Below are 19,461 nucleotides of genomic sequence, written 5' to 3' on the forward strand. Positions count from 1 at the left end.
CTCCATTTGCTGACTTGCAGCGCTGTGCAAGTATTAATATGAAATAAATTGGTAATATATGGACTTATAAGCAACCCCACAGGTTAGGTGGGGAGCCATAGGGTGGTGTTAATTCATGAGTAAAAATTATATAAATGCAGAATTGATGATGGAAGTCTACGAGGGCAAGGATTTAGGCTTGAGGTATTCAACGGAGTACAGTGTATTTAAAGTCTGGGCACCTACGGCACTTGCTGTGTCCCTTGTACTGTACGAAACAGGTGGGCATCAATTGAATACTGAGTCACCTAAGAGTGCTATGGACAATGGTCGTATTGTATATATGCAGCGTAGTAATGGTGGAGTCTGGCAGACCAAGTTATCAGGTGATCTAAAAGGGAAATATTATATGTACCGTGCTGTTTTTGCAGATGGCAATGTGACGGAAGCAGTAGATCCTTATGCAACAGCGGTATCTGCAAATGGTTTAAGATCAGCAATCGTTAATTTGCAGGATACGAATCCAGAACATTGGGATCAGGATGTAGCGCCTCCGTTACAGCATCCTGCCGACGCAGTGATTTATGAACTGCATGTTCGTGACTTCTCCTCACATGAGAGCTCAGGTATGCATTATAAGGGTAAATTCAAAGCATTTACCGAATTTGGATTAAAGGATTCGGCAGGAAATACAGTGGGGATTGATCATCTGGCTGAATTAGGGATTACCCATGTACATCTGATGCCGGTATTTGATTTTCAGACCGTGGATGAGCTGAAGGTGGTCAATCGGGGTTCCTCCATAACTAATGTGGACTACAATTGGGGGTATGATCCCCAGCATTATAATGTACCTGAAGGATCTTACAGCACCGATCCTGCCAATCCTGGCTTGCGGATTCGTGAATTTAAAGAGATGGTGCAGGCCTTACACAGCCGCGGGATCGCGGTAATTATGGATGTCGTTTACAACCATACGTATGCTGTGGAGAATGGCCCCTTTGAGCCGCTTGTCCCAGATTATTTCTATCGCCGCGATTTTACGGGACGTTTGTCGAATGGCTCCGGGGTTGGCAATGAGCTGGCTACAGAACGTCCGATGGTCCGTAAATTTATTAAGGACTCCTTATCCTATTGGGCTTCGGAATATCATATGGATGGTTTCCGGTTTGATCTAATGGGACTGATGGACAGTGTTACCATGCGGGAGATTACCGAAGAGCTTCGGCTAGAAGTGAATCCGAATCTGTTGCTTTACGGTGAACCTTGGACGGGTGGAGATTCTCCGCTGGCCACTAAAACGCTAAAAGGTGTACAGCGGGGCAAGGGCTATGCTGTCTTCAACGATAACTTCCGTTCAGCGATCAAAGGGGATAGTGATGGCTTCGGAAGAGGGTTCGTGACAGGCGAATACGGCAAAGAAGGTGCTATTGCAGCCGGAATTAAAGGAGCAATTCATGAGTTTACGGACTCGCCTGTGGAATCGGTGAACTATGTAACTGCCCATGATAATTTGAATTTATGGGATAAGATGCTTATCGTTCAAGGAGGGAGTCAGGAAGCTGATTTTCCGGTAATCGCTAACATGGATAACGAAGATCTGGAAGAGGCAGTGGCCCTTGCCAATCCATACGTGAATGTAGATCAGGAGAATATTCTCGGTAATGCAACTATACGTCGATCCTTGCTTGCTAACGGAATTATTCTGACCTCGCAGGGGATTCCTTTCCTGCATGCTGGAGATGAGCTCCTGCGCAGTAAATTTGGAGATCATAACAGCTACCGCAGCGGTGATGCGGTCAACTCGATCCGCTGGAATATGAAAAGTGCATTTAAGCCCGTATTTCAATATTATAAAGGTCTGATCGAGCTGCGGCGTACACATCCGGCATTTCGTCTGCATGGCCGCCAGGAAATTGAACGCTCCTTAGAATTTCTGCGTTGTGATGGCGGAATAGTATCGTATCTGCTTAGAAGCCATGCAGGAGGTGATCTCTGGAATAATATTACCGTTGTCTTCAATGCTAATAATGACCGGATGTCGGTATCACTTCCTGAGGTTGCTGATAGTTGGAACGTAGTAGTAGACCATACCCGTGCCGGGATAGAAGCCATCCGCAGAATCGAAGGCAATGAGGTAGAGGTGGAAGGGTTGTCGATGATGGTCCTTTATGATGAATGTGGTGAGCCAGCCCCACGCTCTAAAATTATCGAAATACACTATGAACGCCCAGATCAGAATTACCAAGGCTGGAATCTTTGGGTTTGGGATACAGGAATCCAGGATGGACAATGCGATTTCCGTTATATGGAGAACGGGCGTGCAGTAGCCCGCATCGAAGTGCTGCCAGATACCCAAACTATCGGATATATTTTGCGGCTTAATGATTGGGAAGAAAAAGATGGGGACGGAGACCGTTTCATTGATTGTTCTACGAATGGAGAGTTAACCAAGGTCTTAGTTCGGGATCGTGATCAGGAGATTGACGAAATTTCAGAAGATCATCTTCGGTTAAGCAGTTAGAGGCCATACAAAAAAAGCTGTTTCAGGGTTGATTTTTCCTGAGACAGCTTTTTATTTGCTCTTATGGTTTTACAATGGTCTGGTTAGCTAACCCTTCGTCCACAAGCTCGTAGTAGAGATTGGCTTTATTGCCACCATGGTCTTTGGAGCGATACATCGCCAAATCGGCGGCACGCAGCAGTTCATTAATACTGCTTCCGTGTTCAGGAAATAAAGCGACTCCGATACTCGCGGAGGTATGGAAGCTGGACCCGTTATCAACAGACCAAGACTTGTTGAACAGTTTAAGTAACCGCTGCAGTGTTTCATCAAGCATCTCTGGAGAAGTGAATCGATGCAGTACAACTGCGAACTCATCTCCGCCGATCCGGAAGGCCTGACCTATTCCTTTAACCGTATGCTGAAGTTCACGGGAGAGCAGCTGAAGAAATTCGTCTCCAGCCAGATGGCCTAAGGTATCATTTAGCTGCTTGAATCTATCACAGTCCAGCAGGGCAAGCGCAATATTTTGCCTCCGTCCTTCGGGTTGGGTGATAAGGTTCTCCATATACATTTTGAAATGAGCCCTGTTGGGAATCGCTGTTAAATGGTCATAGAAGGCTAGCTTATGTAGTCGTTCTTCGTATTGTTTTCGCTGGGTAATTTCCCGAGATAATAGCATAAATTGTGCTGGGAATTTACGGCTGCCGAGAACAGGTGACACCTTAGTTTCAAGCCATACCCATTGGCCTTCTGCTCCGCGCATGCGCAGTTCAGAAATACGCGGAGTTCCCTGAACAACACTTTTTAATTTAGCCCAGGCAATTTCCGGTTCACGTATGTAGTTGGATAACGGATCTCCTTTTTTAGGCACATAACCTAGAATACTGGAGTGTGAGGGAGAAGCATATAGAATCAACCCGTTGGGATCCGTCAAAATAATGAAATCAGACATGGTTTCACCGATAAGCTGATAAAGTGTTTGTTCTTCCAGCATTTCATTCTGGAGCCAGATGATTTTGCGTCCAAGGTAAATAATAACTAGGAGAAACACAAATAAGAGGAGTGAATAAAGAGAGAACAAAGCGCTTTTTTTATCTCCAAATCCATCCGTTACTTGCAAGGCGTAGTTGCCAATCAAGTCCTCTGCTTGATCGAGATGTGCCCTAGCTTCATTGAATTGCGAGTTTAGGGTGAGTGCAGAATATGAATCTGGGTTCCAGCTGCTCTTCGTCCGTTCTGTTATTAGCGTATACCCTGAATTTTTCCATTTGATAATGGTAGTTTCGAAGGAGCTGAGCTCGTTTTTTAATTCGGAAAGGATAATTCCACTTTGTTTCATATCACTGTAAGGGTTTTTTATAGCGTTGATATTTGATCTTGCTACACTTATTCGTTCCTCCGCTTGAAGATTATTATCTATAAATTCCTTAGTGAACTGTTCATCTTCTGCGGCTGTTAGGTTTGGACCCATTGCGATTTGCAAGGCTACAGCGGCTTGATGCAGATCACGATCGGCGCTCAGTATAAGCTTAGAGTTCTGATATATATCATCATAAAGAGAATCTGACAATCTATTAATCGTGTAATTTAAATAGAGTAGCGAGGCGACGCTGATCCCAACCAGAAGGACGGAGATTGCAGCGAAGACATAGAATAGTTTGCGTGTTACCTTGAACTCAAAGAATCCTGCCACAGTCATCTTCTCCCTGTATAAGATGATTAAGAAAATCTATTGCTGCTTAAGTAGAACCTGCAGAACGCAATCTATGGTCAGGCGTAATTTAATACATTCACTGATGTTTGAAGGTGCTTTTGGGATAAAAGAGGTGTTGTATACATAGTGGGAAAACATAGGAAAGTGTACGTGTGAGTAAATGGTAGTTTCTAGTATATCAAGTATATAGGACGTGCTGCTTATAGAGCAATCTTTACTCAGATAATAATCAAAATGACAAAATTTAAAGTTTAGTGTATGGGCCTATTGAATTATCTATATTCAAACCGATGGTTCCTATTACCCAACTCGAGCATAAATGATACCTTTTACAGCTGCTGAAAAAAACTGCCCTTAGTCATCTTAATGACTATAGGACAGCTAATCATTCATTATTCGTTACGCAGTGCGTGAATGGGGCGAAGTCGTGCGGCTTTGTTCGCAGGCATCATTCCAAAAATCACGCCGATGAGTAAGGAGAAAATAAAAGAAATCAGTACCATATCCCAAGCAATGGAAACTGTAAGTGCAGAGTATTTCCCCAGCAGCCAACTGCCCGCGATACCAATGCCGACCCCAAGCACCCCACCCAAACCGCTGAGCACGATGGATTCAATCATGAATTGAGCGAGGATATCGAATTTTTTGGCACCAATTGCTTTACGGATACCAATCTCACGTGTTCTTTCATTGACAGATACGATCATGATGTTCATGATTCCGATGCCGCCGACAAAAAGTGAGATGCCTGCTATGCCTGCAAGCGCCATGGAAAGTGTATCTGTTGTGGAATTGACAGTTTCCAGCATTTCCTGAGAATCAAACACACTAAAAGCATTATCCGCATAATTGAATTTAGCATCAAGCGTACTTTCCAGTTTTTCTTTTGCAGCTGCTACAGTATCTGCTGAAGTTGTCTTAATGGTGATGGAACGTACGCCTTTGCTTTTTAATTGGCGTTCTGCCGTGCTTATAGGAATTAGTATGATATCGTCGTTGGAACCACTTAGACTGGAGCCTTTTGTTTCTAAAAGCCCAACGATTTTATAGCTAATCCCGTTTAACTGGACCTTCTGCCCTACAGGATTATCTGTACCGAATAAATCTTCGGCCGTACCTGAACCGATCAACGCTACCTTTTGCCGGTATTCGTTATCAATATCAAGCAAGAAGCGGCCCGCCTGTACATGAAAATCCTTAACCTCCTCATAAGAGGGGGTGATTCCTTCTACAGTTACACTAACGTTGTCCGTTTTCTTCTTGGCTGTAGCATTGCCGCTGATCACAGGAGCTACATTTGCTATACCCTCTATATCCCCTAGAGCAAGGGCTTCCTCATAGGTGAGAGAGGTAGTCGCCCCACGGCCAGTAATGTTTACAGTGAGTTGGTTTGTGCCTAGTCCGTTTAGCTGCTCTGTGATCTGTGAAGTAGTTCCTTGTCCAACAGAAACAAGAATGATGACCGAAGAGACTCCAATAATAATCCCAAGCATCGTTAAAAACGCTCTAACCTTACTGCTGTTGATGCTCTTCAGGGCCATTCGCATGCTTTGGTACAATTTCACCCCGCATTCCTCCGATCTTCCACGAGGTTGCCATCCTGAATACGAATAATCCGCTCCGCTTGTTTAGCTATTTCCAGATCATGTGTGATAAGGATAATGGTATGTCCTTGCTTATTCAACTCACGTATCATTTGCATGACTTCCTGCCCTGTTCGCGTATCCAGTGCCCCGGTTGGTTCATCGGCGAGTAGAATAGGGGGAGATCCCGCCATAGCCCGGGCAATCGCTACCCGCTGTTGCTGTCCTCCCGAAAGCTCAGAAGGGCGGTGATGCATCCGATCCTCCAGCCCTACTTTAATGAGTGCTTCCTGTGCTAGTTGTCTTCTTTCCCGATGGGGGAGGCCACGATAAATCAATGGCAGCTCCACATTTTCAATGGCTGACAGCTTGGGGAGCAGGTTGAAATTTTGAAAGATAAAGCCGATCTTCTCATTGCGGATCGTTGCGAGCTTATTGTCGGATAACTTGCGAACCTCTTGTCCATCTAGAAGATAACTTCCTTCATCGGAGATATCGAGGCAACCAAGCATATTCATGAGTGTTGATTTACCAGAACCGGAGGGACCAATAATAGCTACGAACTCCCCCAGATCAATTGTAAAGGAAAGGCTATTTAAGACCGTCATGGTTTCTCCGGCCATTGTGTAGCCGTGGGACATGTCGTGAACTTCGATCAGAGGTGCTGAAGCACTCATCTGCCGCCACCTCCGCCACCACCTGGTGCGCTGCCCATACCACCAGCGCCACCTCCGGTGAAGCCGCCACCCCCACTAAAGCCACTGCCGCCGAAGCCAGCGCCACCCATACCGCCCATACCACCTCTAGTTTCCGTTTCCGTGCTGGTTGTTCCGGTTTTCGTAGAGATTACGGTAGGGATGATCACCTGGTCCCCTTCATGGAGTCCGCTGACAATTTCAATGCTGCTCTCATCATGGAGACCCACTTCGACAGTGACCATCTGTCCTGAGCTATTGCCGCGATTTCTTCCACCGGCAGCGCCGCTGCGAGCGTCAGGAGCCCCGCTGGGCATAGCGCCGCCGCGAGCATCAGGAGCCCCGCTGGGCATAGCGCCGCCGCGAGCGTCAGGAGCCCCGCTGGGCATAGCGCCGTCGCGGGCGTCAGGAGCCCCGCTGGGCATAGCGCCGCCGCGAGCGTCAGGGGCACCGCTAGGCATTGGTACTTGGCCCTCGCCAGCAGTTTTGGAAGTTGCGGCTGAACCCGCTGCTAGAGGAATAGAAACTGTGTATTTTCCGTTTCTTTCTTGTACAGCTTCAATAGGTACTGTTAATACATCCTTTTTCTCAGCAGTGGTTACTGAAACTTCCGCAGACATTCCAACAAGAGCACCTTCGGAGCTTGTTAGACCTATGGTAACATCGAAGAGGGAAACACCGTTTGAGGCGGTGCCCTCATTAGCTATTTTCGTAACCGTTCCCTTGAATTCCGTATCAGGCAGAGCATCCAATGAAATAGTGGCAGGCATCCCTAGCTTTACAGTAGGAATATCAAGCTCATCCACCTGCACAACTACACTTAAATTAGCATAATCGGTAATGTCGATGAGTTCAGAGCCGTCCATGGCTTTTTCGCCGCTTGCAATATTAACTGTCGTTACAGTTCCATCAATAGGAGCCGTTAACGGATCAGGAGGAAGCATATCTTCTTGGACAGAAGCTATTTTTTCCTGTTGCGCCGAAATGTCGGTTTTGGCCTTTTCAATCGAACGTTTGGCATTGCCTAGCTCATCTTCTGATGCACCTGCCACGGCCAGCTTCTTATATTGCTCCTGCTTGTCCTCAAGATCGGTCTCAAGCGAGGCAAGTGAAGTTTGCTCCTGCTTGAGATTGTCACTCAGATCATTGCCTTCAAAGGTAATCAAAGTCTGGCCTTTTTTCACGAGATCGCCCTCTTTGACAAGAACCTCAGCTGCGGTCCCGCTGTCCTTCGTTTTTACTTTACCAGTTTCTGTAGCAATCACGGAGCCGGCTCCGGATACACTAACTACGATATCGCCCTTTGTAACGGTAGCTGTATTAATAGGCACTTCAGCGGCTTGACTGTTCTTATCAGGTAACAATGTATACACCAGCATTCCTGCTGTGGCTACAACTACTACTCCAAGAGTCCAGAACACTATTTTTTTCTTCTTCATTTCTATCCTCCCTAGCTCATCATATTAATTGCCGGATGTATTGCTGGTGTCTGGATCTGTGCCAGAAGTAGAGTTGCTGTTCGAAGTCGTTGATGCCCCCTGATAAGTGACGACATAGGTTTGTGTTCCCAGCAGATTTCGATGGCCTTGGAATTCGTCGTATAGATTCAACCGGATTGCGCCGCCACCCAGTGTTTTGTACAGGCTGCTTGTGAAGGTTGTGGTGTACGACTTGAAGTTACCTAATTGTAGATCTGTGCCAAGTGTTAATGTTTTTTCCATGCTTTGTCCTAAGGGGTCAATCAGCTCCAACACCAGTTTGTGCTCGTAGGTGCCTGATTCATAAAGCGTGCTGGCTGACATGTTGTAGGTTAGGACAGTGCTGAGCGTATCTTTACCAGCGGTGACGGTGGCGACTGCATTTGTAACGGATAGGGTATAAGGAAACATTTCCACGTTCAAAAGATTGCCTTTGGGCTCCACTCCCAGCTGGTTCAGTCCAAGTGATACCGTATTGATGTAACCCGTCGATTGGCCGTCAGGAGCGGTAAGCTTGCCTTCTGAAACACCCTCCCCGATATAAAGGACAAGGTTCGCTGGATCTATACCTAGAGGGAGCTTACTCCAGAGTGTGACCAGACTTTTTCCGTTAGGACTGGTGGAGGTTTTGGACTGGGTGACTTCGGCTTCATAATATTGATTGTCTTGTGTTTTGTAATAGGCTACGAGTTGAGCCTGTTCGGATTTACGCGATTCCTCACTGTTCATTTCTAGTTCTGTGTACAAGAGATTTGAATCTGTACCTGGGTACACGAGGGTCCGGCGTACAAGTAATTCCGCTTTTTTACCTTCAAGCTCAAGATGGAAAGAATTTTCAGCTGCAACACTCTGTACCCGGCTGTCCAGTTGGGTAGTACTTAGAGAAAGGAAGTTAAGCTTATTTTCACCTGAAGTTTCTTGCAGGGTGATTTTTAATTGATTGAAAGTATAGCTATAAGGAACATTGGCTACGACATACACAGCAGCCGATTCATTTGGACCGAGGATGGTTTGCGTACTTTCTGAGACAACCTGGGAAGTGCTGCTGATGTCACTTTCTCCAGCTTTGACGACACTTGTAAGCGCAGGAAGCTGAACAGAGGTTGATTTAGTGTTGCGGATGTTGATTTTAGCCACGATCTGGTCTTTGTCAGACCAAGGGAGTCTTTGAATGTTTGCAATTTTGACAACAAATGTACCGTGACTGTTCTCAATGGGGTATTCCGTGTCCTGCCAATTGTTAGTTTGCAGCGTGTAAGGGATCTGATAATAGGCGGTAGGAAAAATGATCTTGCCCTCAGCAGCCGGCTCAGTCATTTGCAGCTGCAATGTTCCTTGATTGAGTGTGAGTGGTACATCTGCGCTGAGTTCAATAATCTTTTCTTCAAGCGGTTTCAATGTTAGGCTGGCAAAACCCTTCGTATCTACCGGAAAGCTATACCCTTCAGCGGCTTTAATAGCAAGTTCATAGGCAGGCACATTCACTGCTTTGTTGCCGCTATTTTTGATGCGGAACTGTAGTGTCCACTTTGCGTTGCCATTGTCAGCATAGACGTTAGCCGTTTTCAACTGTGTTTCGACTGTATTATTGCTGATTGTAAGCTTCTTCGTGACATTGCTGGCTACGACAAGATCCGGTGTTGTTGCAGCGGGGAGATTGTAGGCGACAACCGGCAACGCTATTTTTAATGAGGCATCTTCTCCGGCAAATTGCAGCGCCATGTTGTCTGTCTTCATATAAGAAGGGATTTCCGTCAAATAGTAGATCGTCTTCTTTTCCTGAGGCTGTACTTTATAGCTGGTGCTGGTGTCATCAAGTGCGAGTTCAAATACAGATCCTCCAGCGGAAGCGAGGTATCCTTTAAGTCCAGTATCACTGAGTACCTTGGTTCCTTGATTAGTGAAGCTAACGCCAACCTTGGCATAGACCTTACCGTTATATTTATAAATTTGCAGGCTCTCTGCCTTGGTGGTTACAGGGAGATTGTTTAGGGTGATCTTTTTACTCTGCCCTCTGGCGACAGCTTGTGAATATCCTGTGGGTACGGTGAAGTTCCCTAGCTTTTTTTGATAATCGGTGGTGTTGAAGTCCCATCCGTACAATGAAATTTTGACCCCGTTTAAAGAGGTGGATTTGCCGATGTTTACATAGTAGGTGATAGATTGACTGCTTTTCGCGGCAATGGATTTGATGGTTGCACTGCTGGTAATAGGGCTTCCTTGAATAACTGTACCGCCGCTAGTAGTTACTTTGGAGAAAAAGTCCACCAGATTGAGGCTAGCGTTGCTTCCATTAGAGTAGCTGAGTGTGTATGTAAGAATATTTCCGCCATCCTGAGTTAATAAGCTGACATCCGTCAGCTTTGCGCTGATGTTAGTCTTCAAGGCTATGGAGCCTAGTTTATCCAGAGCGGATACGGAAGCTGTTGTTGCTATTTTGGTGGATGTAGTCCCGGCCCAAGCGGTATGAGCTCCATACGCTGCAAACTGGCTAAGTACAGCTGTGCTTAGCAGCACCGCGGCTACTTTTATTCTCCGTACATGCATTTGATTTCCTCCCAATAGGATAGTTAATAGTCTGCGAAGGTGCACCCGAGTGGATAAGCAAGCCTTCCTAGTAATGGAAATTATCAAGCCCCGCTGAATGTTAGCTGAAAAAAAGTTGGAAAAATGGCTCTGAAGCTTAAAGCCAGCTTAAAAGAAGATAAAAATTAGCCTAATTTTGTCCAGCTTGTCAAAACGACAGATTTTGCATATAATAAAGAGACATATCTCTTGTAGTAAAGAGATACCTGACAATTAGCATGAATTGTGAAATGCAGTGATGGAGAAGAGTACACAGTGCCTGACTTACAGGGAGGAGACGCCGCGGATTGAGAGCGTTTCTAAGAAGCAGAGCTGTCGAAGTTCACTCCGGAGCAGTTCCCTGAATTCCTTAAGCTGTCTAATAGGGAAGGGTAGGGGATACCGGTCACAGACCGTTATTTCTGTATAAAGTGAGATAGGTATCTGTCCAGCCAAAAGAGGGAATGAAGCTCTTAAGGGGAATAGATCAGCTTGTCTAACAAGGGTGGTACCACGGTCTTTTCGTCCCTTACCGGGAGGAAAGGCCTTTTTTTGTTGAACTAGACAATGATTGAAGGGGGCTGTACACGGCCATGAAAGAGAAGTTGGAAGCATTAAAGGTTGAAGCGCTGGCTAAGCTGCAGGAGGTTATGGATCCGCAGGTACTAAATGATCTAAGAGTGAAGTATCTCGGTAAAAAAGGTGAGCTTACAGAGGTTCTGCGCGGTATGGGAGGACTTAGTGCTGAGGAACGTCCGGTAATCGGGCAAGTAGCGAATCAGGTTCGCAGTGCTATTGAGGAGATTATCGGCGCGAAGCAGGAGGCTTTTCAAGAGCAGGAAACCCAGCAACGTCTGCAGGCTGAAAAAGTAGACGTAACCTTACCGGGTCGCCGTATGCAGCAAGGGGGCATTCACCCGCTTAGCAGAGTCGTACAGGAGATTGAGGATATTTTTATCGGCATGGGCTACCGTGTAGCTGAAGGCCCGGAAGTAGAGACCGATTATTATAACTTTGAAGCTCTAAATTTGCCTAAGAATCACCCGGCACGTGATATGCAGGATTCTTTCTATTTAACGGATGACCTGTTAATGCGCACACAAACCTCGCCGGTACAGATTCGTACTATGCAGGCTATGAACGGTGAAGCTCCGGTAAAAATCATCTGCCCGGGTAAAGTATTCCGCCGTGATGATGATGATGCAACGCATTCCTTCCAGTTCCACCAAATCGAAGGTTTGGTCATTGGAAGTAACATTCGAATGAGTGATCTGAAGGGCACCCTGCAACAATTTGTGCAGGAGATGTTTGGACCGAATACAGGCATTCGTCTTCGTCCGAGCTTTTTCCCATTCACTGAGCCAAGTGTTGAAGTAGATGTAAGCTGCTTCAAATGTGGCGGCGATGGCTGCAGACTATGCAAGCAAAGCGGATGGTTAGAAATCCTTGGCGCAGGTATGGTGCATCCAAATGTACTGAAAATGGGTGGCTATGATCCTGCTGAGTACAGCGGCTTTGCTTTCGGAATGGGTGTAGAGCGGATTGCAATGCTTAAATACGGCATCGATGACATCCGACATTTCTATAGTAATGACATGAGTTTTGTGAAGCAATTCAAGGGCGTTTAGTTTTTGTGGGCGCGCTGGCTGATAGTGGCGGAGAATGGCTTTGGAGCGTTCTCCCACAGGAAGCAGCGCGAACGACAGTGAAATAAATACATCTGAAACATAAAGGAAGTGAGCGGATATGAAAGTATCAACCGGATGGTTGGCTGATTATACATCGATTGAAGGAGTAACCGCCGAACAGCTAGCGGAGAAGATTACCGCTGCCGGCATTGAGATTGACGGCGTAGAGCGCCGCAATAAAGGTATTTCCGGCATCGTAACCGGCTATGTGAAATCAAAGGAAAAACATCCTGATGCAGACAAGCTGAACGTATGTATCGTGGATGTGGGCCAAGATGAGGAGCTACAAATCGTTTGCGGCGCAAAAAATGTAGCTGCAGGTCAAACTGTACCTGTAGCAATGGTTGGCGCAAAGCTGCCAGGACTGGATATCAAAAAAGCCAAGCTGCGCGGTGTCCTGTCGCAAGGAATGATCTGTTCGGCCAAAGAATTGGGACTGAATGATAAATTGCTTCCAAAAGAGCAACAAGAAGGTATTCTTGTGCTGCCTGAAGGGACAGAGATTGGTCAGGATATTTCCAAGGTCCTCGGCTTAGATGACGAGATTCTGGAATTCGATCTGACTCCGAACCGTTCAGATTGCCTCAGCATGATTGGTGCTGCTTATGAAGTAAGTGCAATTCTTGGGCGTGAAGTTAAATTACCTGATCCAAAAAGCGAAATGATTGAGATCAGTGGTCCTGCTGCGGATTCCATTTCCGTCAAGATTGAAGATGAAGAATACTGCAGCCATTATGCAGTTCGTTATATTGCAGGTGTTAAACCTGCACCATCACCGCTGTGGATTCAGAATCGTCTGATGGCTGCTGGGGTTCGTCCAATTAATAATATTGTGGACATTACCAATTATGTGATGCTGGAATATGGACAGCCGCTGCATGCTTTTGATGCAGATAAAGTACAAGGTGGAGAACTCGGCGTTCGTCTTGCCCATGAAGGTGAAGTTTTGGTTACACTTGACGGTCAAGAGCGTAAGCTAGAGCCGCAAATGCTCGTTATCGCTGATGGAGTAAAAGCTGTAGGTCTGGCCGGAGTAATGGGTGGACGGGATACAGAGGTTACTGCTGAGACGGTAAACCTTGTTCTGGAATCTGCTAAGTTTGATGGAGGAACGATTCGTAAAACCTCGCGTCAATTGGGACTTCGCTCGGAAGCCTCCCTTCGTTTCGAGAAGGAAGTGGATCCAAGTGCAGTTATTCCTGCATTGAACCGTGCAGCCGTACTGATTGCACGTTATGCTGGCGGATCGGTCCATGAAGGCATCGTGCAAGCAGGAACTGACGCTGTTCAAGAGAAGGTTCTCACCTTGTCCTTAGAGAAACTGAATCGTTATCTGGGAACGGATTTGTCCTTGTTGGAAGTGAAGACATTGTTTGGCCGTCTACATTTCAAATGTGGAGATACCGCACAAGGGCTGATTGAAGTTCAAGTCCCAACCAGACGTGGCGATATCAGCTATGATGTTGATCTTATTGAAGAAATTGCCCGCCTGTACGGGTATGACAATATTCCAACGACTCTAATTGAAGGAATTACAACGCCAGGAGCACTAACTCACAAGCAAGCGCTCCGTCGTGAACTGCGTCGCCTATTGTCACATGGCGGTTACCAAGAGATGATGGGTTACTCCTTCATCCAGCCGCAACAAAGCACAATGTTCCCTGAGTTATCAGAAGGAGCAGTAGCGGTGAAGCTGGCTATGCCGATGAGTGAAGAACGCAGCGTACTGCGTACCAGCCTTCTACCACAACTCTTGGATATTGCCAGCTACAATACCAATCGTCGTCAAAGCGACTTGGCATTGTTTGAAATCGGCAACGTCTTCTTCACGGATGAAGAACAGTTGACTCGTCAGCCACGCGAACTGCCGGTGCTGGGGCTGCTGCTTAGCGGAAGCTTAACAGTGAAGCAATGGAATGTTTCGGCACAGCCTGTGGACTTCTTTGATTTGAAGGGTGCGCTGGAAACTGTATTTGCTCATTTAGGGCTGACCGATAAAATCGTCTATGTAGGAGATAGTCCAGAAGGATATCATCCTGGGCGTTCCGCGTCGGTATATTTACTCGGAAACGAGGGTCGTGTGAAGATCGGAACGATGGGACAGATTCATCCGGATCTGCAAAGACAGCTGGATCTGGTGGATACTTATGCGGCAGAAATTTTATTGCAGCCGTTATATGAAAGTGCGCAAAGCCGTTTGCAATATAATGAGCTTCCGCGTTTCCCAGGAATGGAGCGGGATATTGCTGTGGTCGTGGATTCCGCTGTACCAGCGGGCGATCTGCTAGCTTCCATCCGCGATAACGGAGGTTCTTTGCTCCAGTCCGTACAGGTATTTGACGTTTATACTGGTGGTAAGCTGGAGAATGGAAAGAAGAGCATCGCGATCTCACTGCTGTATCGTCATAGTGAACATACACTGACTGATGAGGAAGTAGGAGAGGTGCATGAGAAGGTATTAGCATCTCTTCAACAAACTTTTGGTGCAGAATTAAGAAAGTAGCAGGAATTGTGTAAAGCCGCAGCGAATCCATTTAGAAACTGAGATTCGCTGCGGCTTTTTCTAGGTAGAGTGCAAAGCGGAGAATATCAGCCATAATCTATTGAATATTAGGGATTTTGCCAAATGCTTACCAAAAAAGCTACAATAGAAGAAGTGAAACTAGCTTAGAATCCGCACACATACAAAGGAGGGCACAACTGTGGCTATGGACCGGACACGTGTCGCCGTGGAGATATACGGAACTTCCTATAAACTCGTCGGAAGCAGTACTGAATATATGAAACAAGTGGCCCGTTATGTTGATGAACATATGCGCACGATTTCTAAATCTCACACCAGACTGGACACACCGCGTATAGCGGTGCTTGCAGCTGTACATATGGCGGAGCAGGCTATTCAGGTTCAGGACTTCAAAAATGAACTAAACATGATGACAGGTGAACGCAGTGAACTGCGATTGGAAGTATCTCGCCTGCTGGAGGTACAGCGGGAGCGGCAAGAAGAATTCGAGCGACTTGAAGCTGCGGCCAAAGAAGAGGCTGGGCGACTGATTGCTGCTGCGGAGGAAGAACGTAAGCGGCATTTGGAGATTCAGGAGAATGAACGCAAGGTACATGCGGAACAGCTTCAGGAGGCAGTGCAAGCTGTGGAAGCTGCACGCAAGAAGCTGGAAGAAGAATTGCTTGAGCGTGAGATAGAGCTGCAAGCACTGCGGACAAGCTACGAAGAAGAGCAGGCAGCTAGTCGTGAACACCAGCGGCAGGAACTGGCGAAGGCGGAAGCCATCCGTTTGCAGCAGCTGGAGGAGCAGAAGGCTGCTCATCTGCAAGAGCTGGAGAACATCCGGGAGACGCTGACCAAGGAGAAGACAGACACGCTGTCTGCTCTGCAGCTTGAGCTGACCGTGACCAAGTCAACACTGGAGGAAGAGCTTGAGGTTACCAAGTCTACATTAGGTAAAGAACTCGAAGATACCAGATTGACGCTGGGTAAGGAGCTTGAGGATACCAAGTTGACGTTAGGTAAGGAGCTTGAAGATACCAAGTTGACCTTAGGTAAAGAGCTTGAGAGTACCAAAGCGAAGTTAGGCAAAGAGCTGGCGGAAGAACGTGAAGCACTGCAGCGGGAACAAACCAAGAATAAGGAACTGCGGCAGTCACAAGGCACTCAAGAGCATAGACATAAGCAAAATATTCAAGAGCTGGAAAAACAGCTGGCTGAGCTTCGTGGTGGGACAGGGCAACTTCAGTCCAGATTACGTGCGGCTGAAGCCAGTCTTAAGAGTGAACGAGATGCAAGACAGACGCTTCTTGGACAATATGAAGCGATTGTTAAACGTGAAGAACAGCTCAGTGAAGAGCTGCGCACGGCTACTGAGCTGGGCACACTGTTGAATGAGGAGCTGGAAGAGTTACGCCAGCGTTATCAACAGTCACAGAATGAAGCTACAGAGCTAAGAGCGTCACTACAGGAGACGAGTGAAAATCTGCACCGTGTTCAGGAAGAGCTTGCGGGATCAGCAGCAGAGGCGGCTAACTGGCAGGAGCTTTCGGATAAACGCATGGAAGATATTGGTGAACTGGAAATGAATCTGCTGGAGTCTGAGGAGAAATCCGTGTTGCTCCAGAAAGAGATCGACACGCTACGTGGGCAAGCCGATGGATTAGTACAGCAGCTGGATCAGGAGGTTCAGCTTCGTACAGATGCAGAACGCGAAACAGCGGTACTTCGGGAGCAAGGTGTGCAGGCTCAGAAGGAATTGTCTGCGCTTCGTGTTCGTTATGAGGAATTGATTGCTCAATACGACGATGTACTGCAAGAAGGAGAACGCCTGCAGGAAAGATATCAACTGTTGCAGGAAGAAGGCGAAGAGGCAACACGACGCTTAGAAGAGTTATCTGAAGCTAGTCGTGAAGCTGCTGCTACTGTTGCTGAGCAACAGGAAGTGCTGAAGGAAGCAGAGGCGTACGGAGCTTCCTGGAAGCATAAGTACGAGGAACTATCCGATCAGCAGCTGCAGTGGACGGATCTCGAAGCGAAGCTGCGTGAGGAGATCGACATTTGGCAGCAGGAAGCCGGTGAGGCTGAAATGAAGCAGGAAGCTATTGATCGTGAACGTAGCGAAGTGCTTCAGCAGCTAGGTGAAGTTGGTGAAAGCTATGAAATGGTTCAAGGACAGCTTCGTTTGTTGCAGCTCCAGTTTGAAATGCGTCAGGAAGAGCTTGACAAGCTGACAGATGAGCATCGTAACCTTAAAGAGGAATATGCCAAGCTACAAAATGAATATAATGAATGGATTCAACTGATCGAGCAAGACAGTTGAGTGCCGGATGCAAGTAAGAGAGCTGACCTGATGAGTAGAGAGATCTATTTCGGGTCAGCTCTCTTTATTAATGAGCTCAAATTAAAAAAACAGCCGATCTCAGGGGGAATCCCTAATAATCGGCTGTTTATGTGTAATCTATTCCACGATGATTGTAGCTCTCATTCCGCTATGTCCGGAGCCACACATAATGGAGCAGGTCATTTCGAAAGTTCCAGCTTCCTCGGGTACGATCACCTTTGAGGATTTTTTTTCATTAAGCTGCAGCTCGAACTCTGGAATAAGGATACCGTGATTACCGTCATCATTTTTAAAAATGATTTTGACGGGAACACCCTTTTTTAGATGATATTCTTCCTGATCAAAGCTGTAATTTGTAGCTGTGATTATGAGTTCTGTTTCTGCCTCGATTTCCGGCTCCGATGTGTTAGCATTGCCAGCAGCACTATCATTGTTGTTCCCACAGGCTGTAAGTGCTATAACGAACACCATTGAAAGTAGAATTGCAAATTTTTTAATAATCTAAATCCCCTCCCAAGAAGTCCAAGCATAGTGAAAATGTGACAATTATGTAGACATCATAACTTAAAATTTAAGTAAGCGCTTTGATTAAATGTGAAAAATATGTGAACAGGCAGACTGTTCAAACTTTGTCGTAAATTGCAAAAAAATGATGAAAATATAACTAAAATTTATTATAATGAAAGCTATTACATTAACGTATAAAAGTAGGGGATACATATTACAAGTATTAATGATGCGCTAAGTACGGAGGTTTGGCACCGTAGAATCTTACAAGGCTATTGGATGGTAGTCATTCTTTTATTAATCTCACAGTTGCTGTTTTTGTCGAATATTGACCGACTCCAAATAAAAACAACCATGGATACGAATCTATGGCATTTATTTATAGCCTGTAATTTACTAATTGTGTTCCTTATGATTACTGCGGAGCTGTGGCTGCGTTATAGTAAACAGTCCCCTAAATATGGGGTGGTTAGCTGCGGGTTTTTAGTGTCCTATCTTATGTATTTTGTATTAGAGCCTTTTGTTGACGGTGCTCAGATGACACTTATGATGCCGATTATGGTTGCTCTTATTTATTTTGATCGTAAGCTCCTGTACATAATGGGGTTATTTAGTATTGTGTTTTATGCCGGGGTATATTTTGGGTTGGAACGGCCATTCCTACATAAACCGCTGCTTGAATTCTTGATGGTAGAGTGTGTATTTTTGGTATTTGTGCTGATGGCTATTGCAGTAATTATTCGTGCTCGTGAAGCGCGTATTAATTTAGAAAGATTAACCAAGGCGGGCCAAGATCTAATGGTGGAGAGGGCTATTTCGGATAAGCTGCTGAAGATAGACGCACTCACTGGACTCTATAATCATAAAACCTTTCATGAATATTTGGATTCATTATTGGAGCAATGTGAAAGCAACAACCTTCAGCTACAGCTGGCTCTTTTCGATATTGATAACTTCAAGCAAGTGAATGATACCTACGGACACAGGGTTGGAGACCTTGTACTTAAGGTGATAGCGGACAAGGTAGGCGGCATGATTGAGTTAAATGATTTTGCGGCTAGATATGGCGGGGAAGAGTTCGCTGTGATTTTTACAGATAAAAGTTTCTCGGAGTCCTATGAAGCAGTAGAGAAATTACGGAAAAATATTGCTCAAATTGAACATTTGCAGGCTGGTAACAAGCCGATCACCGTGAGCATTGGAATTTGTGATTATCAGCTTGGGGATGGGAAAGAGCTTCTCTTTCGTAAAACAGACAAAGCGCTCTATACCGCTAAAAAGCAAGGCAAGAACAGAGTGGTCAACTGTGCGGAGAGTCATAAAGAGGAGATTGTGTCTTTTGCATAAAAACAACACAGAACCCCTTATTGCCGGAGAAGAACCGGAATAGGGGGTTCTGTGTTGTGAAGAGCTTTTGTTACTTAGCGGCCTCAAATGGAGTGGATACCGGCAGAAACAGGTCGATAATCCCAATGACAAGAGCTGCTAAGATGGCACCCAGAATGGATACGCTGACTCCGCTGACTACGAATTGAGCGACCCAGATTACTACCGCACTGACAATAAAGCCGACGATACCACGACCGAAAGGCGTTGCTTTTTTGCCGAAGATTCCTTCGACTACCCAGCCGAGTAGCGCAATCACCAGTGCAAGGATTAGAGCGCTCCAGAACCCACCAACCGTGAACTGTGGAACAATCCAGCCCACAACCATCAGAACAAGCGCTGCGACCACAAAACGACCAACATGACTTAAGAAATTCACTGTACTAACCTCCTTTGGCCCATGCTAAGGATATGTGCAGTTCTTATTGTGACCTTATTACGTGATTCTATGCTTAAAAATAAGACCCAAATAGCGAAATTGACCTGAATTCTGTATAATGGAAACATCTATGA

General features: G+C 46.0%; 12 protein-coding genes and 1 other annotated feature. Of the genes, 5 read left to right on the forward strand and 7 right to left on the reverse strand.

Translation table 11 applies throughout. The features are described 5' to 3' along the window. Positions 1 to 115: 115 nt before the first annotated feature. Positions 116 to 2,503 (forward strand): type I pullulanase, encoded by a 2,388-nt coding sequence (gene pulA / locus MHB37_RS08225; RefSeq protein ID WP_340012151.1) that lies wholly within the window; start codon positions 116 to 118, stop codon positions 2,501 to 2,503. Positions 2,504 to 2,564: 61 nt separating this feature from the next. Here pulA and MHB37_RS08230 read toward each other — a convergent pair whose 3' ends face one another. From MHB37_RS08230 to MHB37_RS08250, 5 genes are all read right to left on the reverse strand, one after another. Then, positions 2,565 to 4,178: a sensor domain-containing diguanylate cyclase gene (locus tag MHB37_RS08230; protein ID WP_076218458.1), complete on the reverse strand. Its 1,614-nt coding sequence runs from the start codon at positions 4,176 to 4,178 to the stop codon at positions 2,565 to 2,567. A 413-nt stretch (positions 4,179 to 4,591) separates the two neighbouring features. After that, positions 4,592 to 5,764: an ABC transporter permease gene (locus MHB37_RS08235; RefSeq protein ID WP_405169136.1), complete on the reverse strand. Its 1,173-nt coding sequence runs from the start codon at positions 5,762 to 5,764 to the stop codon at positions 4,592 to 4,594. Then, positions 5,761 to 6,459: an ABC transporter ATP-binding protein gene (locus MHB37_RS08240; protein ID WP_076135911.1), complete on the reverse strand. Its 699-nt coding sequence runs from the start codon at positions 6,457 to 6,459 to the stop codon at positions 5,761 to 5,763. Before MHB37_RS08240 ends, MHB37_RS08235 begins: the two co-directional genes overlap by 4 nt. Then, positions 6,456 to 7,916, reverse strand: a complete 1,461-nt coding sequence (locus tag MHB37_RS08245; RefSeq protein WP_405169137.1) for an efflux RND transporter periplasmic adaptor subunit — start codon at positions 7,914 to 7,916, stop codon at positions 6,456 to 6,458. The genes MHB37_RS08240 and MHB37_RS08245 overlap by 4 nt, the downstream gene beginning before the upstream one ends. Before the next feature lie 24 nt (positions 7,917 to 7,940). Continuing rightward, positions 7,941 to 10,502, reverse strand: a complete 2,562-nt coding sequence (locus tag MHB37_RS08250; RefSeq protein ID WP_405169138.1) for a hypothetical protein — start codon at positions 10,500 to 10,502, stop codon at positions 7,941 to 7,943. A gap of 265 nt (positions 10,503 to 10,767) precedes the next feature. Further along, positions 10,768 to 11,053: a binding site (T-box leader), on the forward strand. Positions 11,054 to 11,113: 60 nt separating this feature from the next. Here MHB37_RS08250 and pheS point away from each other — a divergent pair. The 3 genes from pheS to MHB37_RS08265 all read left to right on the forward strand — a co-directional run bounded on the left by pheS (position 11,114) and on the right by MHB37_RS08265 (position 17,034). Further along, positions 11,114 to 12,148: a phenylalanine--tRNA ligase subunit alpha gene (gene pheS, locus MHB37_RS08255; protein WP_076126387.1), complete on the forward strand. Its 1,035-nt coding sequence runs from the start codon at positions 11,114 to 11,116 to the stop codon at positions 12,146 to 12,148. A 118-nt stretch (positions 12,149 to 12,266) separates the two neighbouring features. Then, positions 12,267 to 14,711, forward strand: a complete 2,445-nt coding sequence (gene pheT, locus MHB37_RS08260; protein ID WP_405169139.1) for a phenylalanine--tRNA ligase subunit beta — start codon at positions 12,267 to 12,269, stop codon at positions 14,709 to 14,711. A 205-nt stretch (positions 14,712 to 14,916) separates the two neighbouring features. Then, a complete protein-coding gene (locus MHB37_RS08265) occupies positions 14,917 to 17,034 on the forward strand; it encodes a hypothetical protein (RefSeq protein ID WP_405169585.1) in 2,118 nt (705 codons plus the stop codon). A gap of 138 nt (positions 17,035 to 17,172) precedes the next feature. On the opposite strand, the gene MHB37_RS08270 is transcribed toward MHB37_RS08265, so the two are convergent. Continuing rightward, positions 17,173 to 17,526 carry a cupredoxin domain-containing protein gene (locus MHB37_RS08270; RefSeq protein ID WP_256715140.1) on the reverse strand — a complete coding sequence of 118 codons (354 nt, stop codon included), beginning with the start codon at positions 17,524 to 17,526 and terminating at the stop codon, positions 17,173 to 17,175. Between the two features lie 315 nt (positions 17,527 to 17,841). Between MHB37_RS08270 and MHB37_RS08275 the strand changes: the two genes are divergently transcribed. After that, positions 17,842 to 18,909, forward strand: coding sequence for a GGDEF domain-containing protein (locus MHB37_RS08275; RefSeq protein ID WP_076126393.1), 1,068 nt, complete (start codon positions 17,842 to 17,844; stop codon positions 18,907 to 18,909). 70 nt (positions 18,910 to 18,979) lie between these two features. Here MHB37_RS08275 and MHB37_RS08280 read toward each other — a convergent pair whose 3' ends face one another. Further along, positions 18,980 to 19,327 carry a phage holin family protein gene (locus MHB37_RS08280; RefSeq protein WP_036683548.1) on the reverse strand — a complete coding sequence of 116 codons (348 nt, stop codon included), beginning with the start codon at positions 19,325 to 19,327 and terminating at the stop codon, positions 18,980 to 18,982. Positions 19,328 to 19,461 lie beyond the last annotated feature (134 nt).

The sequence above is a fragment of the Paenibacillus sp. FSL H3-0286 genome (assembly GCF_045040705.1).
In the GTDB taxonomy this organism is placed as follows: Bacteria; Bacillota; Bacilli; order Paenibacillales; family Paenibacillaceae; genus Paenibacillus_AQ; species Paenibacillus_AQ odorifer.

Excerpts from the sequence above, each read along its gene's own strand:
- pulA (WP_340012151.1), top strand. The coding sequence starts at position 116 with ATGAGTAAAAATTATATAAATGCAGAATTGATGATGGAAGTCTACGAG.
- MHB37_RS08240 (WP_076135911.1), bottom strand. The coding sequence starts at position 6,459 with ATGAGTGCTTCAGCACCTCTGATCGAAGTTCACGACATGTCCCACGGC.
- MHB37_RS08245 (WP_405169137.1), bottom strand. The coding sequence starts at position 7,916 with ATGAAGAAGAAAAAAATAGTGTTCTGGACTCTTGGAGTAGTAGTTGTA.
- MHB37_RS08250 (WP_405169138.1), bottom strand. The coding sequence starts at position 10,502 with ATGCATGTACGGAGAATAAAAGTAGCCGCGGTGCTGCTAAGCACAGCT.
- pheS (WP_076126387.1), top strand. The coding sequence starts at position 11,114 with ATGAAAGAGAAGTTGGAAGCATTAAAGGTTGAAGCGCTGGCTAAGCTG.
- pheT (WP_405169139.1), top strand. The coding sequence starts at position 12,267 with ATGAAAGTATCAACCGGATGGTTGGCTGATTATACATCGATTGAAGGA.
- MHB37_RS08265 (WP_405169585.1), top strand. The coding sequence starts at position 14,917 with ATGGACCGGACACGTGTCGCCGTGGAGATATACGGAACTTCCTATAAA.
- MHB37_RS08270 (WP_256715140.1), bottom strand. The coding sequence starts at position 17,526 with ATGGTGTTCGTTATAGCACTTACAGCCTGTGGGAACAACAATGATAGT.
- MHB37_RS08275 (WP_076126393.1), top strand. The coding sequence starts at position 17,842 with ATGGTAGTCATTCTTTTATTAATCTCACAGTTGCTGTTTTTGTCGAAT.